Here is a 17672-nt window from a genome sequence, read left to right on the forward strand (position 1 = left end):
AGGTCTTAGAGTTTCCCTCTAGACCTAAACCATGTATTGTAGATAAGGTAAGCTTACTTAAGCTCAACTTCAGCTCCAGCCTCTTCTAATTGAGATTTTAAAGCTTCTGCTTCGTCTTTTGTTACACCTTCTTTGATTGGACTTGGCGCATCATCAACTAATCCTTTAGCTTCTTTTAAACCTAAACCAGTTAATTCTTTAACTAATTTTACAACTGCTAATTTAGAAGCACCTGCCGCTTTTAAGATAACATCAAATTCAGTTTGCTCTTCTGCAGCTTCACCACCAGCAGGTCCAGCTTGCATTACTGCAGCAGCAGCAGCAGGCTCAATACCGTACTCATCTTTTAATATAGTTGCTAATTCATTAACTTCTTTTACTGTTAAGTTAACTAATTGTTCTGCGAAATCTTTTAAATCTGCCATTTTTCTATTGTTTAATAATGTGTGTTATAATTTAATTTTCTATTGTGTATAGTTATACGATTATCCTTCTCTTTCAGATAACGTTTTAACAAGGCCTGCGATAGTTCCACCACTAGACTTAAGTGCTGAGATAACGTTCTTAGCAGGAGACTGTAGTAAACCTACAATTTCACCAATAAGCTCTTCTCTTGACTTGATCTCTACTAATGCATCTAATAAATCGTCACCAATGTAAACAGATTCCTCAATGAAAGCCCCCTTTAATAAAGGTTTTTCAGATTTTTTACGGAATTCTTTTATTACTTTAGCTGGACCGTTTCCAGTTTCAGAATACATTACTGATGTATTACCTTTTAAAGTTGTTGGTAAATCACCGAATTCTCTATCCGATGCTTCCATTGCTTTCTCTAAAAGTGTATTCTTTACAACCGCTAATTTAATATTAGCTTTGAAACAGGCTCTTCTTAAATTTGAAGTTGTTGCTGCATCTAATCCTGAAATATCAGTTAAATAGATATTCGTATTATCTGCTAATTGAGCAGTCAACTCTTCAATTACTTGGGATTTTTCTTCTCTTGTCATAATATTCTAAGTTTAACTACTATCCTATTTTTGTATCAATTGATATACTCGGACTCATTGTACTAGACATATAGATGCTCTTTACATAAACCCCTTTTGAAGCCGTTGGTTTTAACTTCATAATTGTAGATAATAATTCTTGAGCATTCCCAATAATTTTATCAGTATCAAACGATGCTTTGCCTATTGGTGCATGTACAATACCTGTTTTATCTACTTTGAAATCAATTTTACCAGCTTTAACTTCTGCAACTGCTTTAGCTACATCCATAGTTACTGTTCCAGTCTTAGGGTTTGGCATAAGACCTCTTGGTCCTAATACTCTACCTAATGGCCCTAACTTACCCATTATGCTTGGCATAGTAACGATAACGTCAACATCTGTCCAACCTTCTTTAATTTTTTGTAAGTACTCATCTAATCCAACGTAATCCGCACCAGCTTCTTTTGCTTCTGCTTCTTTATCTGGAGTTACAAGTGCTAAAACCTTCATGTCTTTACCTGTACCATGTGGTAATGAAACTACCCCACGAACCATTTGATTGGCCTTACGTGGATCTACACCTAATCTAATTGCTAAATCGATAGAAGCATCAAACTTTGTGAATGTAATTTCTTTTAGTAAAGCTGAAGCTTCTTCTAAAGAGTAAATTTTGTTGTTATCAACTTTTGCTCTTGCTTCTTTTTGCTTCTTTGTTAATCTTGCCATTTCTAAAAATTTAGTTTGGAGCTTCTCCTCCTTTAACAGTGATACCCATAGATCTTGCTGTACCTGCCACCATTTTCATAGCTGACTCGATCTCAAATGCATTTAAATCTACCATTTTGTCTTGAGCAATTGCTTTCACTTGATCCCAAGTTACTTTTGCAACCTTACGACGGTTTGGTTCTCCTGATCCTTTCTTTACTTTGGCCGCTTCTAATAATTGTACTGCTGCTGGTGGCGTCTTGATTACAAAATCAAATGATTTATCTTTGTAAACAGAGATTGCCACAGGTAAAACCTTACCTGCTTTATCTTGAGTCCTAGCATTAAACTGCTTACAGAACTCCATGATATTAACTCCAGCGGCACCTAAAGCGGGTCCTACCGGTGGCGATGGATTCGCTGCACCTCCCCGAACTTGTAGCTTAACTACTTTGTCTATTTCTTTTGCCATTTCTTAATTTTTATTACGCTTATCTATATTGGAAGCATAGATAATACGCTCTTTATTGTAACAATTATTAAACTTTCTCTACTTGCATGTAACTCAATTCTAATGGTGTTTTTCTTCCAAAAATCTTAACCATTACCTCAAGCTTACGTTTTTCTTCATTAATTTTCTCTATTGTTCCATCAAAACCATTGAATGGACCGTCGATAACCTTAACTGTTTCTCCTTTTGTAAACGGAATTGCAATACTCGCATCTGCTTCAACAGATAACTCATCTACTTTACCTAACATTCTGTTTACTTCAGATTGTCTCAGTGGCACAGGATCACCACCTTTAGTTTCACCTAAAAAACCAATAACATTAGTAATTGATTTAATAATATGAGGTACTTCACCACTTAAATTAGCTTGTACCATTATATAACCAGGAAAATAAACCTTTTCTTTATTGATCTTTTTACCATTACGGATTTGAATAACTTTTTCGGTTGGTACTAAAACCTGATCTACAAAATCATCTAAACCTAATCTCGAAATTTCACTTTCAATATAAGACTTAATTTTATTTTCTTGACCGCTTACCGCTCTAACAACATACCATTTTTTATCAGACATCTTCTCTTCTTGTATAATTGTTATTAGTGTATCATTTCAAAATAAGCTTTTACTGATCTACTAAAAACAGTATCCACTCCCCAAATAGCTAAAGAAAAAATTATTGAAAACACAGCAACAATCACAGCTAATTTCTGAGCTTCTGGCCATGGTGTCCATGACACATTGTTCTTTAACTCTCCAAATGATTCTTTTATATATGTTACTAATCCTGCCATTTGTAATTTACTTTATTTAGGATTAAAAAATCCAATTTTATTTTGCACGGGTTGAGAGACTCGAACTCACGACACCTGGTTTTGGAGACCAGTGCTCTACCAACTGAGCTAAACCCGTATTTACATTTTATATCTTTCTAAGATTAGAAAGAGTCTAACTTGTAAACAATAATCAAGGCGTCCCGACTTATCGAGACACCTTAATTAATTATTTTAAGTATTAATTACTCTAAAATTTCAGTTACCTGACCTGCACCAACTGTTCTACCACCTTCACGGATAGCGAAACGTAAACCTACGTTCATTGCAATTGGTTGGATTAACTCAACTGTAATTGTTAAGTTATCACCAGGCATTACCATTTCAACTCCATCAGGAAGCGCAATGTTTCCAGTTACATCAGTTGTACGAACGTAAAACTGTGGACGGTAATTGTTATGGAATGGTGTGTGACGACCACCTTCTTCTTTCTTAAGAACGTAAACCTCAGCTTTAAATTTAGCGTGTGGTGTTACAGAACCTGGCTTACAAATAACCATACCTCTAGAAATCTGAGACTTCTCAATACCTCTTAATAAGATACCAGCGTTATCACCAGCTTCACCTCTATCTAATATTTGACGGAACATTTCAATACCAGTAATTGTAGATGTTAATTTCTCAGCACCCATACCGATAATTTCAACAGGATCTCCTGTATTAGCTACACCAGTTTCAATACGACCAGTCGCAACAGTACCACGACCTGTAATAGAAAATACATCTTCAATTGGCATTAAGAATGGCTTGTCCATATCACGAACAGGCTCTTCAATCCAAGCATCAACTTGAGTCATTAATTCTAATACAGTATCAACCCACTTTTGCTCACCGTTAAGTGCACCTAAAGCAGAACCTGCTACTACAGGACCATTATCACCATCATATTCATAGAATGATAATAAATCTCTGATTTCCATTTCTACTAATTCTAATAGCTCTTCATCATCAACCATATCCACTTTATTCATGAATACAACCATACGAGGAATACCTACCTGACGACCAAGTAAGATATGCTCACGTGTTTGTGGCATAGGACCATCAGTTGCAGCAACAACTAAAATAGCACCATCCATTTGAGCAGCACCAGTAACCATGTTTTTTACGTAATCCGCGTGACCAGGACAGTCAACGTGTGCGTAGTGACGGTTTAAAGTTGCGTACTCTACGTGTGAAGTATTAATTGTAATACCTCTTTCTTTTTCTTCAGGTGCATTATCAATTTGATCAAATGATCTTGCTTCTGAATAACCTGCATCAGCTAATACTTTAGTAATAGCAGCAGTTAAAGTTGTTTTACCGTGATCTACGTGTCCAATAGTACCAATATTTAAGTGTGGTTTTGAACGATCGAAAGTTGCCTTTGCCATGTTTAATTTATTTTAATCTTAATTATATTATTAGTGTTCAATTGTATATTCTAAATGTAATTAACTTAGAAAAAAAAGAGCCAATGACGAGAATTGAACTCGTGACCTCTTCCTTACCAAGGAAACGCTCTACCCCTGAGCTACACCGGCATTTCATTTACGATTACCGATTAGTTAGATTTACGAAGTAAAAATCACGTGTCGAAACTCGCAAATTTCAGAGCGAGAGACCGGGTTCGAACCGGCGACATTCAGCTTGGAAGGCTGACGCTCTACCAACTGAGCTACTCTCGCATTTTGTAATTAAATCGCTTTAATTAGTGGTTTCAATATTTCAAACTATCCTTTTTATTTTTTAACCAATTAATTTCACCTAACTGACTAATAGATTGATGACCCAACCTAAAAAACCCTAAAAAGTAGTTTTCAAAATTTTACATTTAAAAACTACCTGTTAAAATTAATGTGGGGAGAATAGGATTCGAACCTATGAAGACGTAGTCAGCAGATTTACAGTCTGCCCTCGTTGGCCGCTTGAGTATCTCCCCAAAACTTTAATTCAATATTTCAATATCAATAAAAGCTTATTTTGCAAAATTAAACTTTTAAAGAGCCGATGGAGGGACTCGAACCCACGACCTGCTGATTACAAATCAGCTGCTCTAGCCAGCTGAGCTACATCGGCTTTTTATTACTTTCTTTCACTCCAAAAGAGCTTATTAAAAGCGCCGCTATCTCTAACGGGATGCAAATGTAAAACCTTTTTTCAGTTATTCAAAATATTTTTTAAAAAACTTTTATATATGTGCTCTTAATTTTTCTTTTCGTTTCTTTATTTGTCTTTCTAAAGATGCTATAGCCGCATCCGTACCCTCTTCAAACGTCTTACATTGCTTCTTTACAATGAAACTATCACCAGGAACACTAACCTTGACTTCAAAAATTTTATTTTCTTTATCACTTGTGTTTTCAACTTTTAAATACACATCAGACTGAATTATTTTGTCATAAAACATGTCTAGTTTATCCATTCTTGCTTGAATGAAATCTATAAGTTTACTATCTGCGTTAAAATTTACGGATTGAGTGTTTACTTTCATATGGTTTATTTTAGGTTAAATTAGTTTACTAAAACTTATTACAGTATTAGTTATATAAGCCTAGGCTTATTGTAAATTTCTAGGATGTGCTTTTGAATGCACTTTTTTTAATTCGCCTATACTGTTATGCGTATAAACTTGAGTGGCAGCTAAGCTTGTATGCCCTAAAAGCTCTTTTATTGAATTTAAATCAGCACCTTTATTTAATAAATGTGTAGCAAACGAATGTCTTAATACATGCGGACTGCATTTTGCTTTAGACGATGCTTCACTAAAATACTTATTTATTACTCTGTAAACAAGTTTTTCGTAAATTTTAAGACCCTTTTGGGTTAAAAATAACACTTCATTATCTTCAATTTTAGGCAACTTATTTCTATAACCCAAGTAACACGTTAAGGCTTTGTTTATTGAGTCAATTAAAGGAATATAACGTTCTTTGTTTCTTTTACCAAGTACTTTTATCTGATGACCAGTTTGATCTACATCGGACAGCTTTATATTAACGAGCTCTATACGTCTAATTCCTGTAGCATAAAATAATTCTATTATGAGTTGGTTTCTTGCACTTTCGAAATCTATAACTTCTATTGAATTTTCTAATACAGATTTCAATTCTTGTTCAGAAAAAGGAAGTTGCAGCTTCTTCCCTACTTTTAAAGCCCTATGCTTATTTAATGGATTAATATTAATCTCTTCTACTTTTAATAGGAATTTATAGTAGGTGTTTAAAGATGACACTTTTCGGTTTACAGTTCTATTTGAAATATCATTGTTTACTAATTCTACAATCCATTCTCTGATTTCTGAATATCCGACTTTTGATATGCTAACCGCGTCATGGTTTTTATCTAAAAAACTATTAAAATTTTCTATATCTCTTGTATACGCCAATACAGTGTGCTTAGAATATTTCTTTTCTAATAATAAATAATCTGTAAATGGTTTAAGGTTCATACATACAGTTTGATTAATTTTAAATATAACCATTAACATTTATAGAATTGCATATAAAAAGAAAAAATCCTACTTAAAAGCAGGATTTAAAAATGATATTTAGCATTTTATTTTACAGACCAAACCGAATAACCTTTTGGTGGTGCTAGTATTTTTATCCACTTGTCTGATTGTGTCGTAGTTTCCCAACTAGAATTTCCTGTATAATCTTTTATTAAGGTATTAGACCAATTCGTTTCTATCCAGCGCTCTTGCCATGAATCAGAATTATTTATATATACAATAAGACCATTATTATCATACCCGTTGCGTTTTGCTATGTATTCATCCGTGTCAACATGCAATATATTGGTAGATCCGCCAGCAAGGTTATTATGTATCCATATGAGATTATTCAATTGATCTTTATTTAACCATTCTTCATAATCTTTATAAAAAATAGTTGGATACCCTTCATGAGTTAAAATATACGCATAAGCTAAAATTTTATTATTGATTATTTCATCTGTATCATGGTTTGTTACAAATGTTACTGCTTTAGATGCATTTTGTTTCCAAAGCATATTATCATTTAATGCCGTTAAATCATTCCCCATAAATGCATCTTTCATTTTGTAATAACATGCAAAATCGAAAGCACTCGCCTCAGAGGTACTCGTCCAAGAATCTAAAGTAGATACATTACTGTCCCAATACTCACCTACGGTAAACCCACCTACTTCATTTTTCCAATCTTTTACGACCCATGAGTCAAAACCTTTTACATAATCGAACCTCCAACCATCAAAACCTATAACATCTCTATAATACTTTGCAACACTATTTGAATTTTTCCATAACCAATCCTGAACATAAGGTTGGTGATGACATAAGTCTGGATAACCGCCAAAAGCGCCAAGATCATTAGCGTGTACATTGTTGGCATGAAAATCCGTTGCTGAACGAAGAAAATTCCCAGACCTAGGGTTGAAATCCGTCCAAGTATCCCCGCCTACATAAGGATTTACTTCGCTATCACCACCACTATTATGGTTAATAACGATATCAGCAATAACACTAAGCCCATTATTATGAGCTGTGGTGATCATATCCGTTAACTCGGTTCTAGAGCCAAAACGTGTTTCTACACTACCCATTTGGTCGAATTCTCCAAAATCAAAGTAATCAAAAGGATCATACCCCATTGAAAAAGGTCCATTTTGTGCTTTTGAGGCTGGTGGAAGCCAAATGGCATCGATACCAGCATTACTCCAATCTGCTATTTTAGAGTTAACTGTATTCCACCACGAACCACCCGCGGGCACATCCCAATAGAAAGCTTGCATCATTACACCAGAACCTATTGGTTTCAGTCCTGCGCGCTTAGAAGTTACTGGAGTGTTTCCTGTTAATTTGGATACCTGCTCCTCTTCGACAATATCATCTTGACTACAATTGAATAGGCATAGTATGACACATGCCATACTTAATAATTTAAAATTGTTCATAATTTGTAGAGTTTATTTAGTATTTCTAAAACTACAAGAATATCAACACCAAACAAAACCATTAATTTTACGAAAACGTTGTCGTGTTGATAAATAACAAATTAAAGCCTATTAAAATTATATATTAAACAAAAAACTCATGAATAAATTCACGAGTTTTCATTTTTACAAAAATAAGATTACAATTATATTTTTAATATAAGTCTTATGTTGCTGGCTTATAATCTTTATTGTCAATTACCATTTTGGCGATAATTTCTTTTAATATTTCAGAAGTACCTCCTCCTATTGGACCTAAACGACTATCTCTAGACATACGTGCCAATGGATATTCTTCCATAAACCCATAGCCACCTAAAAACTGAAGACATTGGTAAATAACATCATCTGCCATTTTAGTCGATTGCAGCTTAGACATTGTAGCCTCTTTTACTACATATTCTCCCATATCTAAGCGCTTGGTAACGTAATAATTAAATTGTTTACAAATTTCCATTTGTGTTTCGCAATCTGCATAAGAATGTCTTAATGCTTGAAATTTATCTATAGTTCTACCAAATGCTGTACGTTCACTCATATATTGTTTAGCATACTCTAAAGCATATTCTGCTCTAGCATGTGCATTAACCCCCATAATTAAACGCTCTAAAGCAAAATGTTGCATAATATAGGGAAAACCTTGATTTTCTTCACCCATTAAATTAGATGCAGGGATAACCACATTATCGAATGCAATTTCAGCAGTATCCGAAGCTCTCCAACCTAATTTATCTAATTTAGTAGCAGAAACACCTAATGTATCTCTATCTATTATAAAGATACTAATTCCTTTATTTCCTAATTCCGGACTTGTTTTAGCAGCTACAATCAAGTAGTCACTGTAAACACCATTTGTTATAAACGTTTTAGAGCCATTAATAACATAAGTATCATCCTTTTTAACCGCTGTAGTGCGCATACCAGCTACATCACTTCCGCCAAAAGGTTCTGTTATACATAAACAACCTATTTGGTCTCCGGCAATACTATCTACTAAATATTTTTCTTTTATAGCATTATCCCCTTCTTTATTAAGATGCGTCATTGCCAAATAAGCATGTGCCCACATTGCTGCGGCAAATCCACCAGAATTGATACGTTGTAATTCTTCAAGAAAAATAACCGTATAGAAAAGATCTAGATCTAATCCACCGTATTGTTCTGGATAAGCTAGACCGAAATAGCCCATATCACCAAATTTTTTCCAAATGAAACGTTCTATATGGCCTGTTGATTCCCATTTATCAATATGAGGAACGACTTCTTTTTTTAAGAACTCACGGAGACTTTCTCTGAATAGATTATGCTCTTCTGTAAAATATAAATTAGACATGTATTGTTGTTTGTTTAGAGCTGCAAATATAACTTAATTATATCTATTTTTTTGATGGGGAAATCTTCAACCTTCTGTAATTCATCTAATGATTTAAAGCCATCTCTAAGTGTTCTTTCTTCTATTATATTGTTAGCAACCTCATAATCTATGTATTGAATCATTACCAATTGATCTCTTGTTGCCATATTAAGATTATAAACATTAATTGCCCTAGGTGTCTTTACGGTAAAGTCATTTAGCACGCGTTCTATCACTTCAGGCGATAGTCCCCAAACTTCTGAAAGCTCTATATCTGCTACAAATCCACCTTTTAATTTATGTCGCTCTTTAATAATGCGTTCTGAAAGTTTTTCTCCAATGCCATACACTTTTTGCAACTGAACTGCTGTTGCTTTATTAAGATCTATTTTTTGACTAAAGGTTTTAATCTTGGAAGAATTTGAATAAGATTTGGAATATCCTTGTGTTTGTGGTTTTGGATTAGTAACCCAATCTGGAAATTTAAAAAATGGTGAAATTGTTTCTAAAAAAGAGTCTGAAACTTTAGTGACTTGTTGAAACTCCTTAGCTGAGTTAACCCATTTGTTGGTGTCTCTATATTTGTGTAATCTATCAATTTCGGCAATTGACATACCTAGAGTATATCCTTTATAATCTGTAATGTAATTAGGGTTGAAAGGATAAATTTTAGGTTTCTTATTCTCTATTTCTATTAGTCGAAGTGAATCTATTTCTTTTTTAAAGCCTTTAATTTTATTTGTGTTTTCTATATTTTCAATATCAGTTATACCTGAATCAAAAGGTATAAACCAGTAAACACATTGTAAGGTAAGTACAATTGCTAACAACAAAAAAATCCCATTCCGCTGTTGATTAGTAAACTGGAAATGGGATTTCATTTATATTAGGTTTATTTTATAGAATTTCATTTAAATCATCAGCACCATCCTCAATTGCTTCATGCTTTACATTAATAGCCTTATAATATCTTGCCAATTCTTTCTTAATAATTGGGGATAAAATAATTACACCAATAATATTAGGCACAACCATTGCAAAAATCATAGCATCAGAGAAGTTAATTACCGCACCTAAACTAATAGAAGCACCAACTACAACAAAGAATAAAAATAAAATTTTATATATTAAATCAGTAATTTTTCCTTTCCCGAATAAAAATACCCAACCTTGCATTCCGTAATACGACCAAGAGATCATCGTTGAAAAAGCAAATAATATAACTGCAATTGTTAATATTATAGAGAAATGAGGAATCACAGAATCGAATGCTGTAGCTGTTATCTCTACACCTTCAGTAATCTCTACTCCATATTCCATAAAACCACCATCAAAATTAGTAATTACAATCACTAAAGCTGTCATAGTACAGATAACAACAGTATCTATAAATGGTTCTAATAAAGCCACAATACCTTCTGATGCCGGATATTTAGTACGAACAGCAGAATGTGCAATTGCTGCAGAACCAACACCTGCCTCATTAGAGAATGCTCCTCTTCTAATACCTTGAATCATTACACCTACAAGTCCACCTGCAATACCTAACCCTGAAAATGCACCTTCATATATTAAAGCAAAAGCATCATCAATTAAACTAAAATTAGCTCCTAAAATAATTAAAGAAGCTAACACATATATACCTGCCATAAACGGTACTACTTTTTCAGTAACCTTAGCAATACGCTTAATACCTCCAATAATTACAACCGCGACAAGAACTGCCATAACTAAACCAAAATATAGACCTGCATTAGAAGCTGGATCTAATTCGAATACTTTAACAAATTGTGCTGCCGCTTGATTGGCCTGAAACATGTTTCCACCACCAAAAGAACCACCAACCACGAATATGGCAAATAATACGGCTAGTACTTTACCAAAGCCACCCATTCCTTTAGATCTTAATCCTTTGGTTAAATAGTACATTGGACCTCCGTAAACAGTTCCGTCTTCACCAACATCTCTATATTTTACACCAAGTGTACATTCAGCAAATTTTGAAGCCATACCTAGTAATCCAGCAACAATCATCCAAAATGTAGCTCCTGGTCCGCCAATAGATAAGGCTACAGCAACACCTGCTATATTACCTAAACCAACAGTTGCTGATAAAGCCGCTGTTAGAGCCTGAAAATGTGAAACTTCTCCGTCTGCACCATCATCTCTCATGGTTTCAATTATATTCTCCCCTTCATTTGCTGTGTTATCACCATATAAAGTATCTGCTCCATGCTTCTCAATATCTTCATATTCTCCTTTAACAACTCTAATAGCCATTCTAAAGCCTGTAAAATTGATAAATTTAAAATAGATTGTAAAAAATAAGGCACCACCAACTAAAACGATAAGTACCCATGGAATTTTATAAGTTTCTGAAAATGGAATTTCATAAAAAATAGCATCCACAAACCAACCTGTATAATCTTTGAAAATGACATCAATTTTTTCGGAAGTTGTTTCTTGTGCAAAGTTTAAAAGCGGTAATATCAATGCAAAAATTGATAGAAGGAATCTCTTCATTAGTATCTTTATTAATTAGTTTTTAAGTTTAGAAGTCGACAAGATGCAAAAAAAAAATGAGCCTATAAAGTATCAGCTCATAAAATGATGATATTATTTACTCCAATTCGAACTCCGAATTGAGCCTCATAATTTGTTCTGGGCGCCCAAGCACAATGATATTAGAGCCTGGAATAAGCTTAGTATCCGCCTCAGGGTTAACGATATATTCGCCAATATTATTTTTAAACCCAATGACTGTACAACCCGTTTTATTTCTTAAATCTAGGTCTTTAATTGTTTTAGCATGTTGTGCATTATAAAGTTGTTCAACTTTAATTTCAACCATATTTACATTACGTTCGCCTACAATACTTAGATTATCGATAAACTCAATTAAATCTGGTGTTACAACTAAAGATGCCATATGATCTCCTCCAATTCGGTCTGGAAGTATAACATTATCGGCACCGGCTAATTTTAATTTACTGTACGATGTTTCTTCAGATGCTCTACTAATAATATTTAAATTTGAATTAATTTGTCTTGCTGACAAAACCACAAATAAGTTATCTGCATCATTTGGTAATGCACATATTAAAGTTGATGCTTTCTGAATTCCTGCTTCAATTAAAATATCATCATCATTGGCATTTCCTAAAACAAAGGGTAAATCATCATCTTTAAATTTTTCTATAACCTCTTTATCCTGTTCTATAATAATAAAAGGCTTCTCGTACGATAAAAGTTTTTTAGCTGCTTGCTTACCATTACGTCCATAACCACATATTATAATATGCTCTGCCATTTCTTCTATCTTCTTTTGCATCTTACGTTGTTTTATATCTTCAAGATTATTTCTGTTTAAAATATATTCTGTGATAATGGAAATAGCATAACCGACAACTACAATACTCGTTAAGATTAAGAAAATTGTAAAAATTTTAGAAGGTGTATCTAATGGATTAACCTCAGCAAAACCAACGGTAGTAATTGTAATCACCGTCATATAAAATGCATCTAACCACAAATAACCTGCAATAAATCGATAACCCAAAACTCCAACACTAAGTAAGAAACCAAGTAGTAAAACGGCTGTGTAAATCTTAGATCGATAAAATTTTAAAAGAGTATTATTCATGCTTATAAATCAAAAACTGAAGAGCGTTTTGTATAAACAATATCTTTTATACGCATCCAAAATGCCATAAACAAATAAAGTGCAAAGCCAAACCCTACAGTTACAAAAGTGAGATAAATAAAAGATGTTCTCACAATTTTAGCCCTAATACCTAAACGATCTGCTATACGTTGACAAACGTAAAAACCTCGTTTTTGAAAATATAATAAAAGTGCATAAAACCAATTCATGCTGCAATTTACTATTTTTTTACGATTAGGTCATTACCTATTGCACAATGTAGACACTTGTTTTTATCACAATAATATTGTTTTAACTGCAATAACCCCTGAGAACTTAGAGCATTTTTTTCTATAGGCTTAAGACCTAAAAATTTATTTATTATGCTGTTATTCTCAATTTTTAACGACCTAATAAGCTGAAACAAATCTTCTTCAACTGGTTTCCCTAGTGACTTTGCATAACTAAATTTTAAAGGAATTAAAGTATTTATAATTAATAAATCGATAAAAGATTTTGTCATTGTTTTCTTAGCAACTTTTGAAGTTTTTGCAAATGTATAATGCGTCATCCAAAACTGTGTTACTCCTTTATTAAAGAACTCATATAATTGATCTAAAGTCTTTAATTCCATAACTTTTGAAAACAAATGAGGTTCTAGGGTATATAAATTGGCAAATTGAGACAAGCGAATGGTTGGAAAATTTGGTGGTCTTAGTCTAAAAAATTGCAAAGGTAAAGTACTGCGATTATCAAGATTGAATTTTTGTTTTAAGAAACCATACTTATGCTTTAAGTCTATAAAATATGACTCTTCTATAGTTTCTACGTCCAATAAACCCGCTTGACCAAACAATAATGCCTCTACATTATGCACATTGTTTTGTAGTTTTCTAAAAACAGAAAAGTCAAAAGAATTTGATAAGCTTAAAAACGGCTCTCCATTCACTTTCAATCCAAAGTTCTTCAATAACATCTTGAATAACACAGCTTCCCAGTCGTTATTTGAGTCAGTTAATAAATGTTGAATTGTTTCTGACTTTTGCTCTAAGCGTTCAATATAAAGACGCTCTAGCCAATTATTAAGTAAAAAATCATTTACTTCATTGAAATTAGATTCACAATTAATCCAAGTTTTAGACTTTAAGAGGTTCTGGTAGTTATGAATTAAACTTTTATCTACATAATGTTTCAATTCTAAAGTTGGAATTTCTGAATTATCTTTCCTGAAAATCTCAGTATCATGCTCCCAAACAACATGAAGAATTACATTATCGTAAGCCTTATCTGTTTCGTGATTATGAACATACCAATCTGAAGATTTAATATGAATTTCTACATTCCCAGCCCAAAGCTGATCTGAAATTGTTAATTGAGCATTAAAAAAATCTGGCCCTGCGTTATGATTATGTTGACCTAAATTAACAATACTAATTTTTTCGTTCTCTGTTGTTTCTAAAAACAAAGAATCGAAAGCTTTATGTTTCCATATGTAATGAAGAAAATCTTCTTGCATTGACCTAAAGTACTAAAATCTTAAATAAAACGATTATAATAATTATTGTTTCTCAGAACTGTAGAGACTGAGAACATTATATAATTCATTTACATCTAAAGGCTTACTTAGATATCCATTCATTTTATACCGCTTTGTTTTATCTCTAACTTCAGATTCTGTAAACGCTGTTAATGCAACAATTGGGATGATAGATTTAATGTTATCTGACATTTTTCTGATTCTCATTGTTGTTTCATAACCACCTAAAACAGGCATTTGTAAATCCATTAAAATTAAATCAAAATCTTCATTTATGTATATATCTAGTAATTCTTGTCCGTTTTTAGCTATTGCATAATCTACTTTCCATTTTTTAAATAGCTTTTTAAGTAATAATGCATTAAGATTATTATCTTCTGCTACCAAAACTTTTATATCAATTGGTTCTATTTTTGATACATAATTATTGACATCAATTAATTTTACTTTGGAGTGCTTATATGAAATTTCAAACCAAAATTTAGCCCCTTTTCCCTCTTCACTTTCTATATGCAAATTACTATCATGAATTTTTATAAGTTCCTTACTAATATATAACCCTAAACCAGAACCTCCATAAAGCGCAGATGTGTTATCATTGGCCTGAACAAAGCTTTTAAATATATCTTTTTGCTTATTATAAGAAACACCAATTCCCGTATCTATAATACTAAAACGTATTTTAGTTTTATTTGAAACAGTTTCAACTACCTCTACTTTAAAAACAACACCACCTTCATCTGTGAATTTAAAAGCATTACTTAATAAATTTCTTAAAACTTGTGATAATTTGAGACTATCTCCTTTTAAAACCAAAGGAATGTTACTATCTATAATGGTATCGAAATTGAGTTTCTTTTTTGTTGCTGTTTGCTTAAAGTGTAGTTGGATATTCTGAATAAATTCTGGAAGATTAAAATCTTTTTCAATAAGTTTTATTTCATCAGACTTAAATCTATTGAGATCTAACAGGTCATTAATTAATTCTAATAAATGTTCTCCCGAATATTTTAAAATTTGTAAATTTTCTAATTGTTCTGGTAAATAATTCTCTAACAACAAGATATCAGACATACCGATTACAGCATTTAAAGGCGTCCTTATTTCATGAGACATTGTAGACACAAATTCATCTTTTGTTTTATTAGCCTTACTTAACTCTAGTTCAATTTCTTTTAACTGAGTTACATCTGTCATAGTACCAATAGTGCCATTACATGTACCATCTGCATCGCAAACAATGACTAATCGTAATTGAATCCAAATTTTTTCACCTGTAGATTTGTTAAAATAAAATAAAGAGTTGTAATCATTATCTTTTCCTCTTAAAAATTGAGCAATTTTAACTCGTTCTTTTTTATTTATTCCTATTGATAAATTTCTATAGTTCTTACCCAATACATCTTTAATAGGAATACCAATTAAATCTTCCCACGCTTTGTTTAGATATTTAAAATTGCCATCCATGTCTGTTTTAAAGATGACACCTTCAATAGTATTTACAATGGCATTTAAATTAGTCTCTACACTATTAACTTTAGATTTTAAAGCTAGATTGGCTCTGTAAAGTTCGTTAGAGCTTTGTTCAAAAATGATTTCATGATGTTTTACATCATCATCAAAACTTTTATAGGCTTCATTAACGACTTCAAAAAAGTCTTTAAACTTTTCTAAATCTGCTTCTTCAAAGCCTGCTTTACGAATTTGTCTTCGTAACAATCTGTGTGTATTAGAATTTATCATTCGGATAATGTCGTAATTGTCATTGTTTGATTGTGAAGCTCACAAGGTGAATACAGCCCAAATGGGGCAATTTCTCCATAAGAATAAAAACCTGTAATTTTAGAATCTTTACCTATTACATCTCTAACAACCTCGACTTCTTCTTCTATCAGTTGTTTTAGCACCAATCTGCGACCAATACAACTAATTAAGATTGCCAATTTCGTATCTTGCTTTGTAACTTCTAATGCTTTTTTTGCAGAATCTTCTGCGCCTCCTATAAGCCGATCAACGTTTGCTTTCATTAAGCGTACATAAGAGCCTTCTGGTATATTGCCCGCAAAAGTTAAGCTTTGTTCTTCTTCATTAATGCCTAAAATAGTTCTTACAACAGGTGCATCTGTTTCATTTACACGCATACTTAAAGGAAATAATAAGCCTGAACTGGGTAGCTTTGTTGCATTACTTCCTAAAAAAGATTTATATAATTCTAGTGCTGGTAAGCCATCTAATTCATATAATACGTTTTTTTTAGATCTACTGACTAAGCGATCAATGCCGAAACTGTCCCATCCGCCTTTAGAGCTATAACCAATTTTTAACTGGTCTCCATAAAACCCTAACCCTACAATTATCTTATCCGTTATAGTGCTATTTGCTATTACAAACGTTTCGCTAAAATCGGCACCATCTGCCGCTAAACCACCAGTAATACTGACTTCTGACAAAACACTTTTTAAGCCTTCAACTAATTCAGCACCATTAACATTTAAGCCATCACTAAATACCAAAACATGTTTAAGATTCTCTGTATTAAGTTTTTTTGCGAGAGAAGCAGCGGCTTCATAACTCTTGTCCATGCTATCAACGCCAACTTTTACTAATCTATGATTTGTCTTTTCAAGTTCAATTGCTGTAAGTGAGACAGAATTATCAGATACATTTGTATTAGATATTTCACCAGCTGTAGAGCAGCCTACAATTGTAGCTTCGGGATAAAGTATAATTAATTTGTTTACCAAATCATTCTTAGCAACAAATAAAGGTGATACAAATAATAAGAGAATAGTAGGTACAATCTTAATATTATTTACCTCATCATTCCATGTAGAATTCTTTAAGGATAGTTGCTCTACTTTCATGTTATATTAGGGCTAATTTCAAAAACACTTTGTCGATAAAAAATGCTCTTTAGCCAATATATACTAAATTATTGATACTTTCTAAAAAGTATGATGAATACATCACATATTTGATACTTATAGAGAATTAATCTAATTAATTTTACAAATATTTAATAGAAACGTCTAAATATTAATATTTTAAAACCTTTATAATATCCCTGTATTCTTCTTTAACCTTATTTGTAGGTACACCGAAATATTAATAAACTTATAATATTGATTAAAATTTAAATCAATAA

18 protein-coding genes and 5 tRNA genes are annotated in these 17672 nt (G+C 32.5%); all 23 read right to left on the reverse strand.

Translation table 11 applies throughout. The annotated features are described in order from the left end of the window. Positions 1-53: 53 nt before the first annotated feature. Entirely contained in the window at positions 54-425 is a 372-nt protein-coding gene (gene rplL / locus HM985_RS12480; RefSeq protein ID WP_179376585.1) for a 50S ribosomal protein L7/L12, read from the reverse strand. A 60-nt stretch (positions 426-485) separates the two neighbouring features. After that, positions 486-1007: a 50S ribosomal protein L10 gene (rplJ, locus tag HM985_RS12485; protein ID WP_179376586.1), complete on the reverse strand. Its 522-nt coding sequence runs from the start codon at positions 1005-1007 to the stop codon at positions 486-488. A gap of 19 nt (positions 1008-1026) precedes the next feature. Then, positions 1027-1716 carry a 50S ribosomal protein L1 gene (gene rplA, locus HM985_RS12490; protein WP_179376587.1) on the reverse strand — a complete coding sequence of 230 codons (690 nt, stop codon included), beginning with the start codon at positions 1714-1716 and terminating at the stop codon, positions 1027-1029. A 10-nt stretch (positions 1717-1726) separates the two neighbouring features. After that, positions 1727-2167: a 50S ribosomal protein L11 gene (rplK, locus tag HM985_RS12495; RefSeq protein ID WP_179376588.1), complete on the reverse strand. Its 441-nt coding sequence runs from the start codon at positions 2165-2167 to the stop codon at positions 1727-1729. Positions 2168-2234: 67 nt separating this feature from the next. Further along, positions 2235-2780 (reverse strand): transcription termination/antitermination protein NusG, encoded by a 546-nt coding sequence (nusG, locus tag HM985_RS12500; protein ID WP_179376589.1) that lies wholly within the window; start codon positions 2778-2780, stop codon positions 2235-2237. A 23-nt stretch (positions 2781-2803) separates the two neighbouring features. Continuing rightward, positions 2804-2998: a preprotein translocase subunit SecE gene (gene secE / locus HM985_RS12505; protein WP_179376590.1), complete on the reverse strand. Its 195-nt coding sequence runs from the start codon at positions 2996-2998 to the stop codon at positions 2804-2806. Positions 2999-3043: 45 nt separating this feature from the next. Further along, positions 3044-3116, reverse strand: a tRNA-Trp gene (locus HM985_RS12510). A gap of 106 nt (positions 3117-3222) precedes the next feature. Next, entirely contained in the window at positions 3223-4410 is a 1188-nt protein-coding gene (tuf, locus tag HM985_RS12515) for an elongation factor Tu (protein ID WP_179376591.1), read from the reverse strand. 78 nt (positions 4411-4488) lie between these two features. Continuing rightward, positions 4489-4560: transfer RNA gene (locus HM985_RS12520), tRNA-Thr, on the reverse strand. 71 nt (positions 4561-4631) lie between these two features. Further along, a tRNA-Gly gene (locus tag HM985_RS12525) sits at positions 4632-4704 on the reverse strand. A gap of 172 nt (positions 4705-4876) precedes the next feature. After that, positions 4877-4958, reverse strand: a tRNA-Tyr gene (locus HM985_RS12530). Positions 4959-5021: 63 nt separating this feature from the next. After that, positions 5022-5095: transfer RNA gene (locus tag HM985_RS12535), tRNA-Thr, on the reverse strand. 112 nt (positions 5096-5207) lie between these two features. Further along, positions 5208-5510: a ribosome hibernation-promoting factor, HPF/YfiA family gene (gene hpf, locus HM985_RS12540; RefSeq protein ID WP_179376592.1), complete on the reverse strand. Its 303-nt coding sequence runs from the start codon at positions 5508-5510 to the stop codon at positions 5208-5210. 66 nt (positions 5511-5576) lie between these two features. After that, on the reverse strand, positions 5577-6467 hold the full coding sequence (locus HM985_RS12545) for a tyrosine-type recombinase/integrase (RefSeq protein ID WP_179376593.1): 891 nt from the start codon (positions 6465-6467) through the stop codon (positions 5577-5579). 107 nt (positions 6468-6574) lie between these two features. Then, positions 6575-7954, reverse strand: a complete 1380-nt coding sequence (locus tag HM985_RS12550) for an alpha-amylase (protein WP_218843420.1) — start codon at positions 7952-7954, stop codon at positions 6575-6577. 205 nt (positions 7955-8159) lie between these two features. Continuing rightward, entirely contained in the window at positions 8160-9326 is a 1167-nt protein-coding gene (locus HM985_RS12555; RefSeq protein ID WP_179376594.1) for an acyl-CoA dehydrogenase family protein, read from the reverse strand. Between the two features lie 14 nt (positions 9327-9340). Continuing rightward, entirely contained in the window at positions 9341-10228 is an 888-nt protein-coding gene (locus tag HM985_RS12560; protein WP_179376595.1) for a ComEA family DNA-binding protein, read from the reverse strand. Positions 10229-10244: 16 nt separating this feature from the next. After that, entirely contained in the window at positions 10245-11870 is a 1626-nt protein-coding gene (locus HM985_RS12565; RefSeq protein WP_179376596.1) for an alanine/glycine:cation symporter family protein, read from the reverse strand. Positions 11871-11967: 97 nt separating this feature from the next. Continuing rightward, the gene (locus HM985_RS12570) at positions 11968-12990 is read right to left on the reverse strand and encodes a potassium channel family protein (protein ID WP_179376597.1); all 1023 of its coding nucleotides are present in this window, start codon (positions 12988-12990) and stop codon (positions 11968-11970) included. A 2-nt stretch (positions 12991-12992) separates the two neighbouring features. Continuing rightward, the gene (locus HM985_RS12575) at positions 12993-13220 is read right to left on the reverse strand and encodes a PspC domain-containing protein (protein ID WP_179376598.1); all 228 of its coding nucleotides are present in this window, start codon (positions 13218-13220) and stop codon (positions 12993-12995) included. A gap of 11 nt (positions 13221-13231) precedes the next feature. Then, a complete protein-coding gene (locus HM985_RS12580) occupies positions 13232-14506 on the reverse strand; it encodes a DUF2851 family protein (RefSeq protein ID WP_179376599.1) in 1275 nt (424 codons plus the stop codon). A 42-nt stretch (positions 14507-14548) separates the two neighbouring features. Further along, a complete protein-coding gene (locus HM985_RS12585) occupies positions 14549-16270 on the reverse strand; it encodes a PAS domain-containing hybrid sensor histidine kinase/response regulator (RefSeq protein WP_179376600.1) in 1722 nt (573 codons plus the stop codon). Continuing rightward, complete coding sequence (locus tag HM985_RS12590) at positions 16267-17391, reverse strand: FIST signal transduction protein (protein WP_179376601.1); 1125 nt, start codon at positions 17389-17391, stop codon at positions 16267-16269. Before HM985_RS12590 ends, HM985_RS12585 begins: the two co-directional genes overlap by 4 nt. Positions 17392-17672: the final 281 nt, after the last annotated feature.

Origin of the sequence: Winogradskyella wichelsiae (assembly GCF_013403925.1) — a bacterium.
In the GTDB taxonomy this organism is placed as follows: domain Bacteria; phylum Bacteroidota; class Bacteroidia; order Flavobacteriales; family Flavobacteriaceae; genus Winogradskyella; species Winogradskyella wichelsiae.